An 18,955-nucleotide genomic window follows, 5' to 3' on the forward strand; every position below is an offset into this window, starting at 1 on the left:
TAACGGCTGTTTTTGGCTATGGTAAACATAGCTGGCATACGATGTACCATGGAACGTTGTTGCTGGGAGCGCGAGGGTTATTTACAGGCAAAAGTTTACCGCATAGAGCGGCTTGTTTTCCATCCATCCTTGGTCCTTGTAAGGCAACATCGACAGGCGCATTCCTTTCAACTGGGGATGTTTGTCAATATAGGTACGTAGTGATTTCGAACGGACATTTACCTCTGCTTTCACTTCGATAGGGATGACCTTTTCATCCTTTTGGATGATAAAGTCTATTTCTACTCGCGAGTCATTCGCACTGTAATAATAGGCAGGGATGCCCTTGGACACCATCTGGGTAAGCGCAAATAGCTCGGTGAATGCGCCTTTGTACTCACTGAAACAGCTTTCGCCGACCAGAATGGTCTCTGGGGGCGTGTCTACCATCGCGCCCATCAAGCCGACATCGAGGGTGAACAACTTGAAAGCGGAAAAGTCCTCGTAAAACTTCAGCGGAAGCGACGGTGTGGTGACGCGGTTGACACGGTAGACCAGCCCTGCGTCGATGAGCCGCTGTATGGCCAGCTCGAACTCGGAAGCTCGGGCACCCTTCTTGATGGCACCATAGATAAATTTCTTGTTGTCCTTGGCTAGTTGTGAGGGAATGGTGTCCCACACTTGGTTGATGCGCGGCACTTGACTTGAAGGGGCATGCTTGGAGAAGTCGCGGCGGTAGCCGAACAATATTTGCTTTTGAAGGTTTCTCACCTCACTGATGTCATGACTCCTGGTGTACTCGCTTACCACCGCCGGCATACCACCTGTGAAGTAATATTGACGTAGACAATCAGTTAACTTGCCGGCAAAAGTGTCTATCACGTTAAAATCCCGTGTACGCAATATGTCTGCCAATTGTTTCTCACCAATGGCCATTAAGAACTCGTCGAACGTCATGGGGAACATCTTGATCACGTCTACCTTACCCACAGGAAAGGAGGTGTCGCCATGCAACGATATGCCCAACAATGACCCTGCCACGGCGACATGATACTCGGGGGCGTTCTCGCAAAAATATTTCAAGGAGTTTAATGCCAAGGGATTTTCTTGTATCTCGTCGAGGATAATCAGCGTTTCGCCAGGCTTGATGCTGACATGGGTAACGGCAGACAAGGACAAGATGATGCGGCGGATGTCATAGTCCCGCGAAAATATCTTCGTAACCACATCGTTGTTGTCGCAGTTGACGTATGCAATGTTTTTGTATTGCGTCCTGCCAAATTCTTTCAAGATATATGTCTTTCCCACTTGCCGCGCACCATTGAGGATAAGTGGCTTACGGTTGGTTTTATTCTGCCAATCAATGAGTTGAGCTAATATATTACGTTCCATATCGCATTTATTTGCACGAATAACTGGCACAAAGTTACATTTTTTTGCATGAATAAACAAGTGTTCCATACATTTTTCTGCACGAATAGGAACTGTGGTTGCGCTATCCGAAGGCAAGGAAGCTGGGCATGACCGCCACGCCTTGCCGGTTGAACCGTAAGGGATTCAAAGACTTATTTGACACGCTCATCACTTCGGACAGCATCGCGGACTTTATCAGGCAGGGATGGTTGTCCGCTTTCGACTATGTGTCTATAAGGCCGGGCAGTTACGATCAAAGGCTCATAGACGGCCTGTCGAAACGTGGTGCCGACGGCGATTATCAGGTCAAGGAAATGGATGCTGTGCTGAACCGCAGACCGAGCATAGAAAGGCTATATGAAAGCGTGCTGCTGTATGCCGACGGAAAGAAAGGCATCGTGTATGCGATAAACATCAGCCACGCACGGAACATTGCTGAATATTACAAGGAACATGGGATGAATGCCGTCGCCATATCCAGATGGCAAGGCCGACACTCTCTCTTGCCAAATACCTGCAGCAAGTAGGACGCGGACTTAGGAAAGTGGATGGCAAGGAAACGTGTGTACTGATTGACAACGTGGGGCTATACCACATATTCGGGTTGCCGACCGATTATCGGGACTGGCAAGCGATGTTAGAAGGGCGTATGGCAGGAAAAGGCTATGCTAACCATATTGGCTTGGCAGTCCGTGACAGTTCTATATCCATTCCTACAGTCGCGGACAACGGGCTTGAACTTATAGTGTCGCACGACAACCTTATGACGTATCTTAACAAAAATTGTCCCGTCCAAACAATACGGCTTGCCTGAAAGCCTATAAGGACGTGGCGAGTGGACTGTACGGACTGAGGCGCGGAAATATGATTACCTGCAAACCGCAGTTTGTGAGGGTGTTTGATATTTAAGAAGACTTTGCCATCGTAAGGCTGGTGAACTTGAGCATGGCCGTGGTAGACGATAGCGGAAAAGTGAAGCACAGCCTTGCCGGTTACAAAAGCGTAAGGATTCAGGAAAACCATATTATCGCTGTTACGGACAAGAGGAACAATGAAATGTACATCGACCTATACAGCGGACACTTGTACACGGGGAAACCTAAAGTTGTTAGGTTGGGAGACGTGCAGCTGTTGGAGGTGGACGGCATCTACTACAGCCGCACACGGGAACTGTACAAAAGCAGGAAGAGTACAAGTGGGACAAACATCCTCACCTGCGGGCATTACGTGCGCATCGTAGATTATTTTTCACCTCCCCGATGCAGGCAGGTCAACGAGGACGATGCCACGTGGGGGTATGACTGCGTGTGCCTGTTTGCCGGAGACCACGACACATATTATCATTATTGCGGGATGTTGACTGGTGGAGACATCGTAATTGTCGACAATGCCGGGAAGTATTACCTTGTGGAGAATGCAAGCAAGGCTAAGCGATACATAGCCTGCGAGCATCCCCAAACAGCGGAAGAGGACTTCGATGGTGTCATTCAACGGCTGAAGTCCGAAGCCATGAAACGCTTGACGGAACGAAAGATGGAAGAGCGGCAAAACGATGAACGGAAGCACAGGGCGCGGCTTGACGAGCTGAAAGCCGCCGTGCCGTTCAGGTCTGGTCTGAAATGGGGATTGCAGTTGGACAGGCGTGTTGTCGTACCGCCAATTTACAGAAACATCAAAAGCCCCGTGGGCTGTTATTGCGCCGTGGAGGGCAACCCCAATCAATGGGGCATCATCATGGTGGATGGGAAAGTGGTGATAGAAACGCGCTACACGGATGTGGAGATAAACGAAAACGGAACGGCCCGGCTGACAATAATACCAGGGAAAATCAAGACGGTGAATCTGAGAAAACAATAAGGTCGCATAATGCTTGCTTGGCTGTGTAGCGGTCAGACAAGAGAAATAAAAAGCCTTTGCATTTCTGTTTCAAACAGGAGGCAAAGGCTTTTCTTGCAGTAGGACAGATAGGTTTCCGCCACATCCGAATATTTATTGCATGGACGTCTTTATGCCAAGCTCCCTGCAATGCTTACACAATAAATACAAATCCTTATTTCAATAGCGGAAGCTGATCCAGCATGTTCTTAATGCGGATGGCTGTGCGGGGCATAGGTTCGGCTACGGTCAGCCCGACAATATCCTTTTCCTGCCCGATATCGTTTATCACACGCACCACTTCTGCGATTTTCATTCCATCCGGGACCACACCGACCGCCGCAATGATTTCTGCCGGGTCGAGTACATCCATATCAAAGTGAATGACAACCTTGGATGCCCCGCACGATTGCAACCATTGCCGTACCGCATCACTGTTCTCGCGTACATCTTCCGGTGTCAGGTGTTTGATGCCATATTGTTTTTGTCTTACCTTGATTTCGTCACGCTCCCAATCGCACAATCCGACAAAAAGGATTTTGGAAGGGTCTATCTTCACCGGCAGTTCGGAAACAAGCTGTTTGTCGCCCAGCCCCATGCAGGCTGTTACCGCCATGGCGTGATAGCCCGCATACACGTCGCCGGGCAAGGTGATGTCCGGGTGTGCGTCAATCCAGACCATTGCCACATCATCCTTGTATTTGTCCGCAAGATAGGTAAACGGAACGACGCTTGCCGAACATTCTCCGCCCAGTGTTACGATTTTATCAGGATGGGTTATTTTCAGAATATCCAAAGCTGCTCGGGTCTGCGCGATGAGCGCCTCTTTGTCCAAAACGCCGTCGGTTACTTTACGCTCTATCTTGTCGGTTGCCACAGGAACCGTGTAGGTTTCTTGCCCGCTGTCCGGTGCAAGGAAATTCAGCAACTGCGCCCCAAGGTAATATCCCCTCGAAGCCTGCTCCGGGTCTTTTACTTCCGTTATCCAGTGGGCGATGTCTCCACCTTGCCACTGCGGATAAACCAGCCGGATGGTTTTTGTACGTTGATTATTATCCATGGTGATTTCGTTATTTTGTGCCTTGCCGGAAAACAGCGTTCCGCATAGCAAAGCAGTTACTAATAACATTCTGTTCATATTCCCCTTTTTTGTGTGCGAAGATAGCATCCTTACGCCACGTCTGCAAGTACGGGCAAATTATTCATATACGGATAAATTTGTCCCTATATCCGTTTCTCGTCATAAAATATGTACTTTTGTCCTGCGAATTGACAACATCAAATATATGTATAAGAAGAAAATACCCTTAGACTTGGATTGCGGTGTGGCCATAGCCATGGAAGTCATGGGCGGCAAGTGGAAATCGTGCATCCTCTACGAACTGGAGAAAGGCTGCAAACGTCCCAGTGAACTGCACCGGCATTTTGAGGATACCAGCCCCCGTGTCATCAACCAGCAGTTGAAAGAGCTGGAAATGCACGGCATGATAGAGAAAACGATTTATCCCGAACTTCCGCCCCATGTGGAATATTCCATCACGGACGACGGGCGGAGCCTTATCCCCATTATCCGGATGTTGGAACAATGGGGAAATGATTTCCGCCCGAAGATGGTGCGGATATTAGAAAAAACGGGAATGGCAGAATAGTTTTTATATACAATTGTAACACGAAAAAGTTATCTTTGCCCCGGATATAAATCAAGCAAACATGGAAACAGAAAAAATGAAAATGAAGGCAGGCAAGTTGTACGACGCCAACTATGACAAAGAACTGTTGGCGGAGCGTGCGGCATGTGCCGATCTGACTTACGAACTGAATCAGCTACGCCCCTCCAAAGCGGAAGAACGGGATGCGTTGGTAAGGCGCATATTGGGTAAAGTGAAGGGCAACTGCACGATTGTCTCTCCTTTCTTCTGCGATTACGGCTATCACATCGAAGTGGGTGAGAATTTCTTCGCCAACATGAACTGTGTCATCCTCGACGAAGCTCCGGTGAAGTTCGGCGACAATGTGTTCGTGGCTCCGAACTGCGGCTTTTATACGGCAGGGCATCCGCTGGATGCAGAACGCAGGAACCAGGGACTGGAATATGCACGCCCCATTACGGTAGGCGATGACGTATGGATAGGGGCCGGTGTCAGTGTGTTGCCGGGCGTGACGATAGGCCGGGGTGCGGTTATCGGTGCGGGCAGCGTGGTGAACCGGGATATTCCGCCACGGGTACTGGCTGCGGGAAATCCCTGCCGGGTGATTCGTGAGATTACAGAAGAAGACAAGAAGCGATATACAGAAAACGTCTGAATAACATCAGTCCAGCCCCTTCGCGCACAACCATTCGTACATCAGCTCCGCCACTTCCCGGTTGTTCAGGTCGGACATCGGGAAGTGGGTGTTGCCGTGCAACCCTGCTTCGGGCAAATGAACGACCGTGACATCACCGCCCAGCTTGTTCAACATGTCCGCCCAGCGGCGCATCAGGTGGAGGCGGCGTGTCCATTCGTAGATTTCGGGACGCTCGTCCGTCTCGGGCAGGTTGTCGCTTGGATAATTCTTGACAGAAAGACGGGTTAAACATAAAATTAATTGTTTGTTGGTTATCTCGTTAATAATAACTTTCGTGGAAAGTCTCGAAATAGATAATACCACCCCGATGAGAAATGATGATTTTGTTTTCTCTTGCCAACCAACCGATGGCACAAGCCAATGTAAGTGGATCCAACTTCGTGTTTTCTATGAGTTCTTCCCATGAAAGATTCTTTCCATGCAGCGCACGCCATACGATGCCTGCATTTTCACCAATTGCATTTACATTCATAACTATATAGGTTTAAAGTTCATTATTACAATGTTTCCTCCAGCGGCATAATGACACTGTTCATCACTGCATCTGCATCGGCACCCGTATAAGTGGCTTGCACCATTACCGTAGGCGGCGCGATGTCCGGATATTGCTCTACAGGCAGGCTGACGAGCGAAATCGCCCCAATCATCACAATCAGGATGGAGATGGCAAGGGCTGCCATCGGGCGTTTGATGAAGATATTTTCTTTCATGCTTTCACGTCCTCCTTTGTTTTATTTAACAGTCATGCTTTCGCGTACCAGTCCGGCACCCTTGGACACAATTTCATCACCTACGTTCAGGCCGTCCGTCACAATGTATGTACGTCCGTCGTTCACGTCTGCCACGGTAATCAGCGTGGATGTGGCTTTCCCGTCCACTACCTTATATACGATTATTTTGTCCTGCTGCTTCACGGTCGCCTCTTGTGGGATGACGATGCAGTCTGTGTAGGTATTGGGCATCAGTACACAACCCGACGCACCGCTATGCAGCAGTCTCTTCCCGTTGGGGAACACAGCCCGCACGCTCACCGTACCCGTCTTCCGGTCTATCACACCGCTGATGGTCTCGATACGGCCCTTTTCTTCGTAGATAGACTGATCGTTGAGTTGCAGTTGCAGGTCGGGCATCTGCACCAGCGCACTGTCCAAGGTGCCGTATTGGCGGACAAGCGCAAGCAGTTGGTTTTCGGTCATGGAGAAATAGACGTACATCGACGAGTCCGATACGGTGGTCAGCGGTTGCGCCATACTGGGGCTGACCAGTGTGCCCACTCGATAAGGCAGTGTGCCCACCACGCCGTTGCCGGGGCTTTTCACCACGGTGTACGAGAGGTCGTTCCGGGCGTTCACCTCCTGTGCCTCAGCCTGTGCCAGCCCAGCTTGGGCGGTGAGGTAGCTGTTCTCAGAGGTGCGCAGAGTATAATCTGACACCACGTTCTGTTTGCGCAGTTCCTTGTTGCTCTCGTAAGTCAGTTCGGCAGTCGCCAATGCCGCTTGTGCCGACTTCACGTTGGCAATAGCGGTGTTCAGTGCCGCCTGATAGGGCACTTGGTCAATGATAAAGAGTGTCTGCCCCGTGCGTACTTTCTCGCCTTCGGCTACGCACAATTCTTGTATGGTTCCCGACACCTGCGGATAGATGTCGATGTCCTGCCGTCCGCGGATAGTAGCCGAATAGGCGGTATTCAGTTCTTGGTTGGAAACAGTCACCTTCATGGTTTCATAGTTCCCTCCGGCAAGCGGCTGTTCGTTTGTCTGCTTGCAGGCTGTGGTTAGCAGAATGCAACCGAGCATTCCCCATAGCTGCATCTGACATTTGCATTTGCTTTTCTTCATTGCTGTCATATATTTTGTTGTTTACAAGTTTGTCGGCAAAATTAGAGGGTTTATCTGGTACGCCCGGTTTCTTTTCGTTGGGGATGATTGTCAAAATCGGAAGTAAGGGAAAACATTTTTTCTACGTTCAGAATGATATTGTCCAAAAGAATATTACCTTTGCATGCACATTCTTCCTGCAAAGAAATACGTTCAAAGGTAGCCACAGTATACCTTTAAAAATGATTTCTTGCAATCTAACAGCTGATAAAGACATGGATAAAACAGAAGCATTACACCGGAAATGGCAAGCTCTTCAACCTTTGCCGGAGCGCAAGCGATACCTGCTGAGCCAACGGTTTACGGTGGATTACAATTATAATAGTAACCACATCGAGGGCAATACGCTCACCTACGGACAAACAGAGCTGTTGCTTCTTTTCGGTAAAGTAAGTGGCGAGGGTGACTTGAAAGATTTCAACGACATGAAGGCCAGCCAAGTGGGACTGAAGATAATGGAGGAAATGGCAGAAGAACGGAAAACGCCGCTTACGGAAACCTTCATCCGGCAACTTCACCGGACACTGATCCGCGAGGATTACACTGTCTATCGTTCCTTGCCCAGCGGCGGACAAACTAGTTACACCATTCACGCAGGGCGGTACAAGACCCGCCCCAACAGTGTCATCACCCGTTACGGCGACCGCTTCGAGTATGCATCGCCCGAAGAGACTCCGGCATTGATGGCCGACTTGGTAGCATGGTACAATGAGGAAGAGGCTGGCGGACGGATAAGTCCCGTGGAGTTGGCAGCACTGTTTCATTACCGCTATATCCGCATCCACCCCTTCGAGGACGGCAACGGACGCATAGCCCGGTTGATGGTGAACTACATCCTGTCGCGCCACGGCTGGCCGATGGTGGTGGTGAGGAACAAACGGAAAAACGAGTACATCGATGCCTTGCATGAGACAGATGTCGTTGTCGGGCCTACACCGTCGGTAGGGGCACATGCCCCATTGGAACAAATCAGGCATTTTGTCAGATATTTCAAGGCGTTGGTTGAAAAGGAGCTAAAGTATTACATCAGTTTCGCCACCGAGACTTCGCCCGATGTATGGTGGTACGACGGTGACCGCATCGTGTTCCGTAGCCCGACAAGCAGCCTCCTGCTCCATGCCATGCAGCAAAATCCCGACATCACGATAGAAGAACTAAGTCGGGCGGCGGGCATCGTGACAGCGGCCGTGAAGAAACAACTCAAGCAAATGGCTGAAAAAGGTTACATACAGCGTCGTGATAAAGACAACAGTTGGCTCGTATTGGCCACAGCCTCGGTATAGAATACTAAACATCTAAAGGTAGCCACAGTATACCTTCAGGCATAAAGATAAAAGATGTGTATGAAACAAAACAAGCCGACATTTGCTGACAGTGCAACTGGCATTTTGCAACTGCCTTCTGAGGAACCTTTTGTTGTGGGTATGAATGTATCCGTACCTTCTCCTGAGTTTCAATTACAAAAGCTGGAGCATTTCACCCTCGTGTTCGTCAACCAAGGGACAGCACAGGTGGAAATCGACTTCCGTCTTTTCCGGATAAAGCAAGGCGACATGCTGGTGCTGGCCACCGCCCAATTCTTCCAGTGCATAGAGGCTACGCCAGACTTGAATCTCTCTTATGTGACCTTCACGCACGACATCTACCACGAAGTGACGTTGGTGTTCGACACGCCTTTCTTTGCTTTCCTGAAAGAATATCCTTGCTTGTCTGTCTCAGGCGAGGAGAATGTACGACACCTGAATCACATGCTGCACGCACTGGCCGATATTTACCAAGAACGCGACCACACTTTCCGTCTGCCGATGTTCAGAAATCTCGTGCAAAACTTTCTGATGAACCTATACGACAAAGTGAAGGGGCAGTTCCTTAACCATGACATAGCCCATACCTCCCAGCAGGAGGAACTGTTGGGCAAATTCATTGTCTTGGTTTTCCAACACAGTGGCAATCGACGTGAGGTGCAGTTCTATGCCGACAGCCTTTCTATCACCACGCGCTATCTTTCGTCCGTAGTGAAAAGTCTGACAGGGAATACGCCCAAGGATATCATTGATACCCGCTGCATACAGGAAATCAAGATGCAGCTCCGCACTACTCGCGACAGTATGCAGGAAATTGCTTTTCGCCTTGACTTCCCCGACCAGTCGTTTTTCAACCGCTACTTCAAGAAACACACGGGCATCACGCCATTGGAATACCGCAGATCCAGAGGAAGTCTACTCGTATCTTTTTAAGCTGGCATCTATTATGATGCAATATAGTAAATCAATTCTCCCTTATGGCTTCATCAGCTTTTCAAACCTGAAGTATTCCGCCCGGTATCCGGATAGATGTAGAACAGGTCCATTTTGTTGCGATGGGTTTCCTTATCGATGGTCAGCACGACACCGCCGACTCGCCTGTTGTCCTGATAGACGTAGAAGACATCGGCCTTGGGATGGTAAAGCGCTTCGTCCACATCCCGGTCGGGAACAGGCTCACCGTCATCGGGCATACCGAAATGTTCTATGACACCGATGGCAAAAATCTCTTTGACATCTTTCTTAAAGTCCCCGAATTCGTTTCGTGGTACCGGTTCAAACCGTATGTTCATCTGTTTAACCTCCTGTTCGTTTTGTGCAAAGTGATGTGCTGTCATTTCATTTCGTTCAGCGATGCCCGGATGCGGCTCAAGGACTGCACCGTGACACCCAGGTAAGACGCGATGTACTTCATGGGGATTTGCTGGATGACCTCCGGATATTCGTCCAGAAGCGTCAGGTAGCGTTCGAAAGCATTCTTTTTCCATAAGTCCATGAGCCAGTTCTCGTAGAGCAGGATGAAGTTCTCCAGCATCCTGCGCCCTAAATTTGCCATGGTAATGGAGGAGTTGAAATGCCTGTGCAGTTCTTCTTTGGAAAGGCAAATGGCTTCGCTCTCCGTCATGGTCTCGAACGACAGGCGCGAAGGCTCGTCGGAAATATAGCCCCAGACGGAAAACACCAGTTCGCCCGGCGTGGCAAACCAGGCAGTAGCTTCCTCTCCGTTCTTGAAGTGGTAAGCCCTCCAGATGCCTTTGGTGATGATATACACGTTGCTGTCGACCTCATCCTTGTGGACGACGATTTCATTCGTCTTGAAACCCAGAAACAAGGTCTCTTTCACCCGGTTCAGATGACCGGCTCCGTAATTGAACGAGAGGATAGGCACTATGCCGTCCGACAGCCCCACGAACATCTGCACTCCCAAGTTCAGCATATAATTGATGGCCGTAAATGCAGCTACTCCCACTTCTCCCCAGTTCTTCATCATCACCCAGTTGAAGAGGAATACCGTAATGCCGGCTGACAAAGGTAGTAAGTAGATGTTGAGAATTAGTTTATATAATGTGGTCGGCTCAGAAACGCAGATTAACGCAGATTTTCGCGGATTCTTTTAATTTACTATTTTTCGATTTACGAAGTACGATTTAAAGCTCAAATAGTAGATAGTAAATTGTCAAATCGTAAATTACAATAATCTGCGCTAATCCGTGAAAATCTGTGTTTCTGGTAATATCATTTAATTTTGCACACTTACTTAAAAAGAATAAATGGATATTCAACGACAGTCAATACGTCCCTCCTGAAAAATAAATATATACTGCATTCTTTATGTGGTCAGATTGGCAAATAGCTATAAGTTAGGCGGCATTTTATTTGAGCATTCCGGTTTTTACCTGTATCTTTGTCATCGCTAAAATCAAGCTTTATGGAAAACTTCAGTGAATTAATCAAGAGACGGCGCAGCATGCGTAAATTTACCGGCGAAGAATTGACTCAGGATGAAGTGGTATCATTGCTGAAAGCAGCATTGATGTCACCCACATCGAAACGGAGCAACAGTTGGCAATTTGTGGTCGTGGACGACAAGTCTACGCTGGAATTGCTGTCGAAGTGCAAAGAAGCGGGGGCTTCGTTCCTGAAGGATGCCGCAGTGGGCATCGTGGTGCTTGGCGACCCGTTGGCAAGCGATGTGTGGATAGAAGATGCATCGGTAGCTTCCATCATGATTCAGCTTCAGGCAGAAGACCTGGGGCTGGGCAGTTGTTGGATTCAGGTACGCGAAAGATATACAGCTACAGGTATGTCGGCCGATGAGTTTGTGCACGGGGTGTTGGATATCCCTTTGCAGCTTCAGGTACTTTCCATTATTGCGGTTGGGCATAAAGGCATGGAGCGGAAACCTTTCGATGAAGACAAGCTGCAATGGGAAAAGATACACCTTAATAAATATGGTGAACGATGACTGCAAAGGCTTCGAATCATAAAGACACGTATCGTGCTACGGCAGTGTTCTTGGGAATAATGGGACTTCTTTATTTGCTCGACCGTCTGATTGGTTTCGCTGCCCATGGTTTGCCTTGGGTGATGCAGAAAGATACGATGTTGCTCTATGCGGCGGTTATCTTTTTATGGTTTAAGGCGGACAAGTCGGTAGGAATTGTCCTGGCAGGTATCTGGTTGATACAGAACATCGGACTGGTAGTTTCTTTGTTAGGACAGATGTCGGGCTATCTGCTTCCTGTAGCATTGCTCCTGATAGGTATCTTGTTGTATTGGCTTTCATCCCGATAAATGAAGAATGAGAAAATAATGAATAAAGAATTGATAGACGGACAGCCTGTGTCCTTGAAAAAGGTCGTATTGGTGGGTGCCGGAAATGTGGCTACCCATCTGGGACCGGCATTGTGCGATGCCGGTTATGAGGTTGTACAAGTGTTCAGCCGTACCGAAGCCTCGGCTTCGGCATTGGCCGGTAAGTTGCACTGTCCCTATACGACAAGGCTTGACATGGTGAATCCGGAAGCTGACATGTATATTGTATCTGTCAAGGACTCGGCTTTGGAAAAAGTGATACCTCCTTTGGTAAGTCGTCATCCGGATGCTTTTTTTGTACATACGGCTGGAAGTATGCCGATGAATGTATGGAAAGGTCTGGCGCGGCATTATGGAGTGCTTTATCCGATGCAGACATTCAGCAAGGGTAGGGGGGTAGACTTCTCAACGGTGCCTTTTTTTGTCGAAGGGTCGGGAAAGGAAGAAATGGAAACCTTGAAAATATTGGCAGGGCAGTTGGGAGGAAAGGCATACGAGGCTACGTCCGAGCAACGCCGCTATTTACATGTTGCTGCAGTGTTTGCTTGCAATTTTGCCAATCACATGTATGCTGTGGCAGAGCATTTGTTGGCATTACACGGATTGCCTTTCGGGGCGATGTTGCCTTTGATAGACGAAACGGCACGCAAAGTACACGAGCTTTCTCCCTTGGAGGCACAGACCGGACCGGCAAGGCGGTATGACGAAAATGTAATCAACCGTCATCTGAGCATGCTTGCCGATGAACCTGAACTTGCCGAGCTATACGAGTTGATAAGCAAGAACATTCATAAGTTTTTAAGTTCTTGAGTTTATGAACTTTTTAGTTTTTGCATAAGAAGCTGTTTTGAATTTATCGTGCGATGATTTGGGATGAGTTTTTGAGGCATTTTCGCTTCTGTGATGAGGAAGATAGCGGGCTATCTGACGAAGAACAGGAGCGAAAAGGACCAAAAAATCGCCCAAAGCACACACGAAAAAGGATACATCAAGCCAAGAAAAACTTTTTGGAGAAATTCAAAACAGCTTCTAAGAATAATTGAACTAATGAACTTACAGACTCACAAACTAAAAAAACACAAACTCAGATATGATTAATTATGATTTGACAAAAATACGGGCACTGGTATTTGATGTGGACGGAGTGTTGAGTGCCGAAACCATTCCGATGAGCATGGAAGGTGAGCCGATGCGGACGGTGAACATCAAGGACGGATATGCTTTGCAGCTTGCCGTGAAATGTGGGTTGCATGTGGCAATAATTACAGGAGGCCGTTCGGAAGCGATACGGAAACGCTACGAAGGGCTGGGGGTGAAAGATATCTATATGGGTGCGTCGGTAAAAACCAACGAATATGCCGACCTGTTGGCAAAATATGAGTTGATGCCGGAGGAAGTATTGTATATGGGTGATGACATTCCCGACTATGATGTGTTGCGTATGGTGGGTTTGCCTTGTTGTCCTGCCGATGCCGCCCCCGAAATCAAGGCGATATGCAAGTATATTTCCCATCGCAAAGGAGGATACGGATGCGGAAGGGATGTGGTAGAACAGGTATTGCGTGCACAGGGCAAATGGATGTCGCACGCGGATGCTTTCGGATGGTAAATGCATGAATATTAAAAATAGAAGAGTGATATGATATTGGAGAATTTACAGAAATACAAAGTGAAGCTTGCTTCCAATTCACCCCGGCGCAGGGAATTGCTTTCAGGCTTGGGCATCGATTATGAAGTGAAGGTGTTGCCAGGCATTAACGAAACATATCCCGAATCGTTGAGAAGTGAAGAAATACCGGTATATATTGCACGTGAGAAAGCCGATGCTTACCGTAAGGATATGGATGCGGACGAATTGATTATCACGGCAGATACCATAGTGTATGTTGATGGTGAAGTGTTGGGAAAGCCGGAAGATGAAGCAGATGCTTGTCGGATGTTGAAGAAGTTGTCGGGACGGACTCATCAGGTTATTACAGGAGTATGTCTGACTACGGCAGAGTTTCAGAAGACATTTGCATCAGTGACAGAAGTGACTTTTGCTTCGTTGAGTGAGGAGGAGATACATTATTATGTTTCCCGTTATCGCCCTTTCGATAAGGCAGGTGCATACGGTGTGCAGGAATGGATAGGTTATGTTGCTGTGGCCAGCATTCAAGGGTCATTTTATAATGTAATGGGGTTACCAGTGCAACGCTTGTATCAGGAATTGAGCAGTCTGTAAGGTATGTGCAATCATAAAAATGAATGTCCGCATTCTGACCGATTACCCTGCATGGGTTGCTTGCGGAATTCATTCAAAGCTCAAGTAGGCCTTTTGATGAACATAAGTGAGTTGGCTGTTTCACATAAGTAACCCAGGCGTTTCACATAAGTAAGTCAGCCTTATCACTTATGTTCGTTTTTTCTCAGAAGCTGTTTTGAATTTATCGTGCGATGATTTGGGATGAGTTTTTGAGGCATTTTCGCTTCTGTGATGAGGAAGATAGCGGGCTATCTGACGAAGAACAGGAGCGAAAAAGACCAAAAAATCGCCCAAAGCACACACGAAAACGTATACATCAAGCCAAGAAAAACTTTTTGGAGAAATTCAAAACAGCTTCTCAGTGTTGTCCGTAAATTCCTTATACTCTAGGAGACAGATTTCCTGTCTTTAGTCACCCCGGTAATAGTATAGTAAAGCGTGACGGGCGATGAAATCCAGATTCTTTTGTACCAGGTCTGTGTTTTTCCCTTCTGGAAGTGATGCATCGGGAAGTAAGCCGTTGCGGATGCAGTAGGTGAGCAGGTCGGGAGGGCAGAGGCTTTCTTCTGTCAGCAACCGGAAAGCGTTGGCTTGCGCCAGGCTATGGTCATACATCGGATTGTTTTTGTCGGCTATGTATTCGCAGATGTCTTTTGCCAGGAGGATTCCTTTGGCGGGATTCGTCATCAGAATGAAATTGCGGTGTGCTTTCATTTGCGGCAAAGTGTGGTTGTCGTCATCTTGCCAGTGCAATGTATCGACCAGGAAGCGTCGAAGTTCACCGTATCCGTTCAGGTAAACAATGGAAGTTCCGTCGGTTCCTTCGGTGAAGTCCCGGTAGATTTTCTCATTAGCCGCGGCTATGTGTGGAGGTAATACAGGTTCTTCTGTGAACAATCCTTTTATTGCTTTCCAGTCGGTGTTGTCCGAAAGTATGCTTATCCATTCGTGGAGAAACAGTGCCAAGGGACCTGTTGGCATAATGAACCGGTCGTTAGGTGCTACGTGGTTGATATAAGGATACATCGAAGGTTCGGTCAGGTACGTGTGCCCGAAAAGCCAGGTCAATTTGCGGTCGGCATCGGTTTCACTATCGAAAGAAGCAAAATAATTTTTCAGTACAGGATTTTCAGGTGCTTCTTCGTATGCTTTGTCCAGGATGGAGTAAAAGCTTTGTGCCAGGTTGGTGATACGGGTATCTTCGGGATTAAGGTAGCTGGAAGTTATTCCGGCCTTCTGCCAGGTGTTCCAAATCAGGAAACGCAAATCTTCCTCGTTGATTTCATCGGGATAATAGGAAGCATCGATAGTATAAAATGGAAGCATGGTACCGTATAGTCTTTGGTGCTCGCCGGTAAAGCTTTGCCAGAGTTGCAGGCCGGATATTTGATCTTCAAGATATGCCGAAGCATAGAGCGCCAGCTTTTTGCGGAGAGCTTCGGGCAGTCCTGTCGTAGTGCATGCATGGAACAGGCGGTTGGCAAGTTCCACGAAATAAATGTCGGAAGGCTGTAGGGTTGTATAAGGATGAATTTGCAGCCAGTCGTTTGCGTAAATGTTTTTTTGCTTCATGAGAGTGCTATGTTTTAGTGTTTGGCAAAGAGGGTAATAAGTAAGGAGGTTCCGGCAAGGCAGACACCGGTCAGGGTGACGCCTGTCCATCCGGCATGGTGCCAAAAGGTTCCGGCGAGAAAAGTCCCAAAAGCACCTCCGATGAAATAAGTAGTCATGAAAATTGTGTTGACACGGTTTGCGGCACGTGGAGCCAGCGAAAGGGCACAGGTCTGATTGCTGATTTGTATGCATTGCATGCCAATGTCTATCAGGATGATGCCGGCAATGATGCCTGCGTAACTATTCTGGAAAAGGTAGAGGAGACACCACGATGCAATCATAATGCCACAACCGATGAAATTGAAACGCCTTACTCCGTAGCGGTGTACATATCTCCCGACGAAAGATGCAGTCAAGGCTCCTGCCATGCCGCATAGTCCCAGCATTCCAATGATGTTGTTTCCTGCATAAAAGGGAGCTTGGCTCATCTTGAATGCAAGACAAGCCCACAAGGTAAGAAAACACCCGAAACAAAGTCCGGCACGGAAAGATACCAGGCGGAGTGTGGCATTCTGCCGGATGAGTGTAAAGACCGATTTCATCAATCCCCAATAGCTTCCTTTAAAATTGGAAGGCATGTCGGGTAATGTGCGTATGATGATGAAAATGCAAGCCAGCATCATGCCTGCCGCAATGTAGAAAATGGTCCGCCATCCCCAGTATTCGCCTACAATGCCACTTATCACGCGTGACCCTAGTATACCGGTCAGCAGTCCGCTGATGAGTAGTCCTACATTTTGGGCTTTCTTTTCGGGGCGTGAAAACTGGGCAGCTATTGGGATGAAGATTTGAGGCATGACCGAACAGATACCCGTGATGAGCGAGGCAAGCAAAATAAAATGGATGTTTGTCGCTACCGCTATGCCGAACAGTGATGCTGAAAGCAGCAGAAAATTGACAACGATAATGTTTCGCCGGTTATAGAGGTCGCCAAGTGGAATGATGAACAGCAGTCCTGCCGCATAACCTATCTGGGTGGTCATGGGAATGAGATTGGCGGTAAATTCAGAAATATCCAACTCATCGCTGATACGATTCAACAATGGTTGGTTGTAATAAAGGTTGGCTACCGAGATGCCTGCAATGATGGCTAGTGTCCACAGCAGTGAGGCGGGTAAGCCTTTGTTCTCTTCCAATGTTTGTTTCATGTCAAGGAAATCATTTTTCGTTAAGTGGCGCAAAGTTAAGAAACTATTTTGAGATAGACCGCTATCTTCCTCGTAGTAGAGACGTAAAATTTTGCGTCTTTGCAAGAAATCATCCCTGATTCATGATAAGAAGCTGTTTTGAATTTCTCCAAAAAGTTTTTCTTGGCTTGATGCATCCGTTTTCGTGTGTGCTTTGGGCGATTTTTTGGTCCTTTCCGCTCCTGTTCTTCGTCAGATAGCCCGCTATCTTCCTCATCACAGAAGCGAAAATGCCTCAAAAACTCATCCCAAATCATCGCACGATAAATTCAAAACAGCTTCTAAATTCAAAACAGTTTCAAATGCTTTTTATGCATTTTGTTCCGCTTTCGTCTCGATGGGCATTGTGTTTTCCTTGTATGCGGCGAATCCTTTTACTTTAACCCGTTCCTTTTTCTCTTCTTCAGCTACGGTAGCATTACCCAGTTGGTTCAGGTTTTCTTTGATGGCGTTGTGTGTGTCGAAGAAAAAGTCGAGCAACATTTTCAGGTGTTCTTCCAGTTCTCCTTCGTTGGGTGAAAAGTATGTATGGCAACGCGAATGCAGTCCTACGGTTTTCCCGTCCTCATCTGCCATGTAAACGGTAGTGACCAGCGAATTGACATTGACCAGGTTGATTATTTCTTTCAATACAGGGAAGGCTTCGTTGTCGGTATTGATAGAGCCCCACCATGGATTCCATATCATGATGAAACGGTTTTCTTCTTCTGCGGCAATGTAGAAATCGTCTCCCTGATACTTGAAGGCGATGTGTCCTTCCTCGTTTTCCTCGGGTTGGCATCCTATCTTTTTCAAGGTGCTGACTACCAATTGTTTTGTACTGATTTCATCTAGTTCGTCCTTGGTCATTTGTTCCAGATGTTCCAGCCGTTTTTTTCGTTCGTGTATGATGCGAATCAAGAACAATACAATTGGCCAAAGGGCAAGGGCAATGACGGCTACCAGTATGGTGATATCTGAAATGTTGTTCATAATGATGGAGTTTTAAGATTTATACACTTAAAGATACGAATAATCTTGATATAGATTAAGCTTCTGCTTCCTTTTATATTTTTTTAATCTAATATTCCGCAGTAAAAGGACTTTGAGTTTGTTTTATAGACAAACATTAAACAAAAAAGGAGAGATTGATTATGAAAAAGATTTTATCAACTTTAGTCATTTGTGTGGCATTTTTAAGCACTGGTGTGCTTCAAGCCCAAGAAACAGAACGTGAATTGACTCGTGAAGAAAAGAAAGAAATGCAAGCCAAATTGGACAGCTTGCTTTTCGAAGAAGCGAAACAAGCCTTGAATGACAAGGCATTTACTTTAGAAGCCGACAAAGTTGTCTTCAAGTATGGACAGATGGCATATGTCAATTCGAATACAAATTTTGTATCTGTAGATGGTGAAAAGGCGGTTGTACAGGTCGCTTTTAATATTCCAGTCAGTGGACCGAACGGGCTGGGAGGTGTAACGGTAGACGGTTCGGTATCTTCTTATGAAGTGAAAGAAGACAAGAAAGGCAATTTGCGTTTGACCATGAATGTAATGGGAGCGGGAATTTCGGCAAGAGTGGAAATTGGCATGATGAAAGGTTCCAATCAAGCATCGGTTGAAATCTTCCCTAATTTTAATTCGAACCGTTTGACTTTGAATGGTGTTTTGTTACCTTTGCATAAGAGTACAGTATTTAAAGGACGTTCGTTTTGATGGAATGTGATGGATTGGCCAGGAAACTGGCGTGACATTTTTTATGATTTGACTAATTAAATGGAAAGACAGATATGAAAAAGAATTTGTTTATGGCATTCGGTAT

General features: G+C 47.3%; 25 protein-coding genes and 2 pseudogenes. 15 read left to right on the plus strand and 12 right to left on the minus strand.

The features are described 5' to 3' along the window. Positions 1 to 81: 81 nt before the first annotated feature. The gene (locus H9625_RS06990; RefSeq protein ID WP_191763620.1) at positions 82 to 1,371 is read right to left on the minus strand and encodes an ATP-binding protein; all 1,290 of its coding nucleotides are present in this window, start codon (positions 1,369 to 1,371) and stop codon (positions 82 to 84) included. Positions 1,372 to 1,469: 98 nt separating this feature from the next. Here H9625_RS06990 and H9625_RS06995 point away from each other — a divergent pair, with 98 nt between their 5' ends. The 3 genes from H9625_RS06995 to H9625_RS07005 all read left to right on the plus strand — a co-directional run bounded on the left by H9625_RS06995 (position 1,470) and on the right by H9625_RS07005 (position 3,249). Further along, positions 1,470 to 1,919: a DEAD/DEAH box helicase gene (locus tag H9625_RS06995; protein WP_191763622.1), complete on the plus strand. Its 450-nt coding sequence runs from the start codon at positions 1,470 to 1,472 to the stop codon at positions 1,917 to 1,919. Continuing rightward, positions 1,874 to 2,206, plus strand: coding sequence for a P-loop NTPase family protein (locus H9625_RS07000; RefSeq protein ID WP_191763624.1), 333 nt, complete (start codon positions 1,874 to 1,876; stop codon positions 2,204 to 2,206). The genes H9625_RS06995 and H9625_RS07000 overlap by 46 nt, the downstream gene beginning before the upstream one ends. A gap of 119 nt (positions 2,207 to 2,325) precedes the next feature. Beyond that, positions 2,326 to 3,249, plus strand: a complete 924-nt coding sequence (locus H9625_RS07005) for a hypothetical protein (RefSeq protein ID WP_191763627.1) — start codon at positions 2,326 to 2,328, stop codon at positions 3,247 to 3,249. A gap of 193 nt (positions 3,250 to 3,442) precedes the next feature. Here H9625_RS07005 and H9625_RS07010 read toward each other — a convergent pair whose 3' ends face one another. Continuing rightward, positions 3,443 to 4,405 carry an arginase family protein gene (locus H9625_RS07010; RefSeq protein ID WP_191763630.1) on the minus strand — a complete coding sequence of 321 codons (963 nt, stop codon included), beginning with the start codon at positions 4,403 to 4,405 and terminating at the stop codon, positions 3,443 to 3,445. A 148-nt stretch (positions 4,406 to 4,553) separates the two neighbouring features. Between H9625_RS07010 and H9625_RS07015 the strand changes: the two genes are divergently transcribed. Together H9625_RS07015 and H9625_RS07020 are read left to right on the plus strand one after the other, a co-directional pair. Continuing rightward, positions 4,554 to 4,916: a winged helix-turn-helix transcriptional regulator gene (locus tag H9625_RS07015; protein WP_041583985.1), complete on the plus strand. Its 363-nt coding sequence runs from the start codon at positions 4,554 to 4,556 to the stop codon at positions 4,914 to 4,916. Between the two features lie 61 nt (positions 4,917 to 4,977). Beyond that, positions 4,978 to 5,571 (plus strand): sugar O-acetyltransferase, encoded by a 594-nt coding sequence (locus H9625_RS07020; protein WP_191763631.1) that lies wholly within the window; start codon positions 4,978 to 4,980, stop codon positions 5,569 to 5,571. A 6-nt stretch (positions 5,572 to 5,577) separates the two neighbouring features. Here the strand turns inward: H9625_RS07020 and H9625_RS07025 are convergent. The 4 genes and pseudogenes from H9625_RS07025 to H9625_RS07040 all read right to left on the minus strand — a co-directional run. Further along, positions 5,578 to 5,817 (minus strand): annotated as a pseudogene (locus tag H9625_RS07025) (alpha/beta hydrolase); the annotation flags it as partial. 55 nt (positions 5,818 to 5,872) lie between these two features. After that, a complete protein-coding gene (locus H9625_RS07030; protein WP_191763633.1) occupies positions 5,873 to 6,085 on the minus strand; it encodes a winged helix-turn-helix domain-containing protein in 213 nt (70 codons plus the stop codon). Between the two features lie 28 nt (positions 6,086 to 6,113). Next, positions 6,114 to 6,323 (minus strand): annotated as a pseudogene (locus tag H9625_RS07035) (efflux RND transporter permease subunit); the annotation flags it as partial. A gap of 21 nt (positions 6,324 to 6,344) precedes the next feature. Next, positions 6,345 to 7,460, minus strand: coding sequence for an efflux RND transporter periplasmic adaptor subunit (locus H9625_RS07040; protein ID WP_394354925.1), 1,116 nt, complete (start codon positions 7,458 to 7,460; stop codon positions 6,345 to 6,347). Positions 7,461 to 7,705: 245 nt separating this feature from the next. Between H9625_RS07040 and H9625_RS07045 the strand changes: the two genes are divergently transcribed. Together H9625_RS07045 and H9625_RS07050 are read left to right on the plus strand one after the other, a co-directional pair. Further along, positions 7,706 to 8,773 (plus strand): Fic family protein, encoded by a 1,068-nt coding sequence (locus H9625_RS07045; protein WP_191763637.1) that lies wholly within the window; start codon positions 7,706 to 7,708, stop codon positions 8,771 to 8,773. A gap of 60 nt (positions 8,774 to 8,833) precedes the next feature. Then, positions 8,834 to 9,727 carry a helix-turn-helix domain-containing protein gene (locus H9625_RS07050; protein WP_191763639.1) on the plus strand — a complete coding sequence of 298 codons (894 nt, stop codon included), beginning with the start codon at positions 8,834 to 8,836 and terminating at the stop codon, positions 9,725 to 9,727. 53 nt (positions 9,728 to 9,780) lie between these two features. On the opposite strand, the gene H9625_RS07055 is transcribed toward H9625_RS07050, so the two are convergent. Continuing rightward, complete coding sequence (locus H9625_RS07055; protein ID WP_191763641.1) at positions 9,781 to 10,086, minus strand: hypothetical protein; 306 nt, start codon at positions 10,084 to 10,086, stop codon at positions 9,781 to 9,783. Positions 10,087 to 10,127: 41 nt separating this feature from the next. Further along, positions 10,128 to 10,823, minus strand: a complete 696-nt coding sequence (locus tag H9625_RS07060; RefSeq protein ID WP_225226329.1) for a Crp/Fnr family transcriptional regulator — start codon at positions 10,821 to 10,823, stop codon at positions 10,128 to 10,130. Positions 10,824 to 11,222: 399 nt separating this feature from the next. Here H9625_RS07060 and H9625_RS07065 point away from each other — a divergent pair, with 399 nt between their 5' ends. The 7 genes from H9625_RS07065 (at position 11,223) to H9625_RS07095 (ending at position 14,728) form a co-directional block, all read left to right on the plus strand. After that, positions 11,223 to 11,759 carry a nitroreductase family protein gene (locus H9625_RS07065; protein WP_022040862.1) on the plus strand — a complete coding sequence of 179 codons (537 nt, stop codon included), beginning with the start codon at positions 11,223 to 11,225 and terminating at the stop codon, positions 11,757 to 11,759. After that, the gene (locus H9625_RS07070; protein WP_022040863.1) at positions 11,756 to 12,088 is read left to right on the plus strand and encodes a hypothetical protein; all 333 of its coding nucleotides are present in this window, start codon (positions 11,756 to 11,758) and stop codon (positions 12,086 to 12,088) included. The genes H9625_RS07065 and H9625_RS07070 overlap by 4 nt, the downstream gene beginning before the upstream one ends. Before the next feature lie 18 nt (positions 12,089 to 12,106). Beyond that, entirely contained in the window at positions 12,107 to 12,919 is an 813-nt protein-coding gene (locus H9625_RS07075) for a Rossmann-like and DUF2520 domain-containing protein (protein WP_191763643.1), read from the plus strand. Between the two features lie 53 nt (positions 12,920 to 12,972). Beyond that, on the plus strand, positions 12,973 to 13,152 hold the full coding sequence (locus tag H9625_RS07080; protein WP_191763645.1) for a hypothetical protein: 180 nt from the start codon (positions 12,973 to 12,975) through the stop codon (positions 13,150 to 13,152). 47 nt (positions 13,153 to 13,199) lie between these two features. Continuing rightward, a complete protein-coding gene (locus H9625_RS07085; protein WP_022040865.1) occupies positions 13,200 to 13,718 on the plus strand; it encodes a KdsC family phosphatase in 519 nt (172 codons plus the stop codon). 33 nt (positions 13,719 to 13,751) lie between these two features. Next, positions 13,752 to 14,333, plus strand: a complete 582-nt coding sequence (locus H9625_RS07090; protein ID WP_191763679.1) for a Maf-like protein — start codon at positions 13,752 to 13,754, stop codon at positions 14,331 to 14,333. 212 nt (positions 14,334 to 14,545) lie between these two features. Then, positions 14,546 to 14,728, plus strand: coding sequence for a hypothetical protein (locus tag H9625_RS07095; RefSeq protein ID WP_162608579.1), 183 nt, complete (start codon positions 14,546 to 14,548; stop codon positions 14,726 to 14,728). A 34-nt stretch (positions 14,729 to 14,762) separates the two neighbouring features. On the opposite strand, the gene H9625_RS07100 is transcribed toward H9625_RS07095, so the two are convergent. The 4 genes from H9625_RS07100 to H9625_RS07115 are packed head-to-tail and all read right to left on the minus strand — an operon-like array spanning position 14,763 to position 18,118. Further along, on the minus strand, positions 14,763 to 15,926 hold the full coding sequence (locus H9625_RS07100) for a DUF3843 family protein (RefSeq protein WP_022039411.1): 1,164 nt from the start codon (positions 15,924 to 15,926) through the stop codon (positions 14,763 to 14,765). 14 nt (positions 15,927 to 15,940) lie between these two features. Continuing rightward, positions 15,941 to 17,116 carry an MFS transporter gene (locus H9625_RS07105; protein WP_022039412.1) on the minus strand — a complete coding sequence of 392 codons (1,176 nt, stop codon included), beginning with the start codon at positions 17,114 to 17,116 and terminating at the stop codon, positions 15,941 to 15,943. A gap of 35 nt (positions 17,117 to 17,151) precedes the next feature. Further along, positions 17,152 to 17,412: a hypothetical protein gene (locus tag H9625_RS07110; protein WP_191763647.1), complete on the minus strand. Its 261-nt coding sequence runs from the start codon at positions 17,410 to 17,412 to the stop codon at positions 17,152 to 17,154. A gap of 52 nt (positions 17,413 to 17,464) precedes the next feature. Further along, positions 17,465 to 18,118 carry a YbjN domain-containing protein gene (locus H9625_RS07115; RefSeq protein WP_162608568.1) on the minus strand — a complete coding sequence of 218 codons (654 nt, stop codon included), beginning with the start codon at positions 18,116 to 18,118 and terminating at the stop codon, positions 17,465 to 17,467. Between the two features lie 170 nt (positions 18,119 to 18,288). Here H9625_RS07115 and H9625_RS07120 point away from each other — a divergent pair, with 170 nt between their 5' ends. Beyond that, on the plus strand, positions 18,289 to 18,849 hold the full coding sequence (locus H9625_RS07120) for a DUF4251 domain-containing protein (RefSeq protein ID WP_022039414.1): 561 nt from the start codon (positions 18,289 to 18,291) through the stop codon (positions 18,847 to 18,849). Positions 18,850 to 18,955 lie beyond the last annotated feature (106 nt).

This window comes from Phocaeicola intestinalis (assembly GCF_014837065.1).
GTDB classification, from domain to species: Bacteria; Bacteroidota; Bacteroidia; order Bacteroidales; family Bacteroidaceae; genus Phocaeicola; species Phocaeicola intestinalis.

Coding starts and splice junctions, on each gene's coding strand:
- H9625_RS06990 (WP_191763620.1), bottom strand. CDS start 1,371: ATGGAACGTAATATATTAGCTCAACTCATTGATTGGCAGAATAAAACC.
- H9625_RS07000 (WP_191763624.1), top strand. CDS start 1,874: ATGGCAAGGCCGACACTCTCTCTTGCCAAATACCTGCAGCAAGTAGGA.
- H9625_RS07010 (WP_191763630.1), bottom strand. CDS start 4,405: ATGAACAGAATGTTATTAGTAACTGCTTTGCTATGCGGAACGCTGTTT.
- H9625_RS07015 (WP_041583985.1), top strand. CDS start 4,554: ATGTATAAGAAGAAAATACCCTTAGACTTGGATTGCGGTGTGGCCATA.
- H9625_RS07020 (WP_191763631.1), top strand. CDS start 4,978: ATGGAAACAGAAAAAATGAAAATGAAGGCAGGCAAGTTGTACGACGCC.
- H9625_RS07030 (WP_191763633.1), bottom strand. CDS start 6,085: ATGAATGTAAATGCAATTGGTGAAAATGCAGGCATCGTATGGCGTGCG.
- H9625_RS07040 (WP_394354925.1), bottom strand. CDS start 7,460: ATGACAGCAATGAAGAAAAGCAAATGCAAATGTCAGATGCAGCTATGG.
- H9625_RS07045 (WP_191763637.1), top strand. CDS start 7,706: ATGGATAAAACAGAAGCATTACACCGGAAATGGCAAGCTCTTCAACCT.
- H9625_RS07050 (WP_191763639.1), top strand. CDS start 8,834: ATGAAACAAAACAAGCCGACATTTGCTGACAGTGCAACTGGCATTTTG.
- H9625_RS07055 (WP_191763641.1), bottom strand. CDS start 10,086: ATGAACATACGGTTTGAACCGGTACCACGAAACGAATTCGGGGACTTT.
- H9625_RS07065 (WP_022040862.1), top strand. CDS start 11,223: ATGGAAAACTTCAGTGAATTAATCAAGAGACGGCGCAGCATGCGTAAA.
- H9625_RS07070 (WP_022040863.1), top strand. CDS start 11,756: ATGACTGCAAAGGCTTCGAATCATAAAGACACGTATCGTGCTACGGCA.
- H9625_RS07075 (WP_191763643.1), top strand. CDS start 12,107: ATGAATAAAGAATTGATAGACGGACAGCCTGTGTCCTTGAAAAAGGTC.
- H9625_RS07080 (WP_191763645.1), top strand. CDS start 12,973: ATGATTTGGGATGAGTTTTTGAGGCATTTTCGCTTCTGTGATGAGGAA.
- H9625_RS07085 (WP_022040865.1), top strand. CDS start 13,200: ATGATTAATTATGATTTGACAAAAATACGGGCACTGGTATTTGATGTG.
- H9625_RS07095 (WP_162608579.1), top strand. CDS start 14,546: ATGATTTGGGATGAGTTTTTGAGGCATTTTCGCTTCTGTGATGAGGAA.
- H9625_RS07100 (WP_022039411.1), bottom strand. CDS start 15,926: ATGAAGCAAAAAAACATTTACGCAAACGACTGGCTGCAAATTCATCCT.
- H9625_RS07105 (WP_022039412.1), bottom strand. CDS start 17,116: ATGAAACAAACATTGGAAGAGAACAAAGGCTTACCCGCCTCACTGCTG.
- H9625_RS07110 (WP_191763647.1), bottom strand. CDS start 17,412: ATGATTTGGGATGAGTTTTTGAGGCATTTTCGCTTCTGTGATGAGGAA.
- H9625_RS07120 (WP_022039414.1), top strand. CDS start 18,289: ATGAAAAAGATTTTATCAACTTTAGTCATTTGTGTGGCATTTTTAAGC.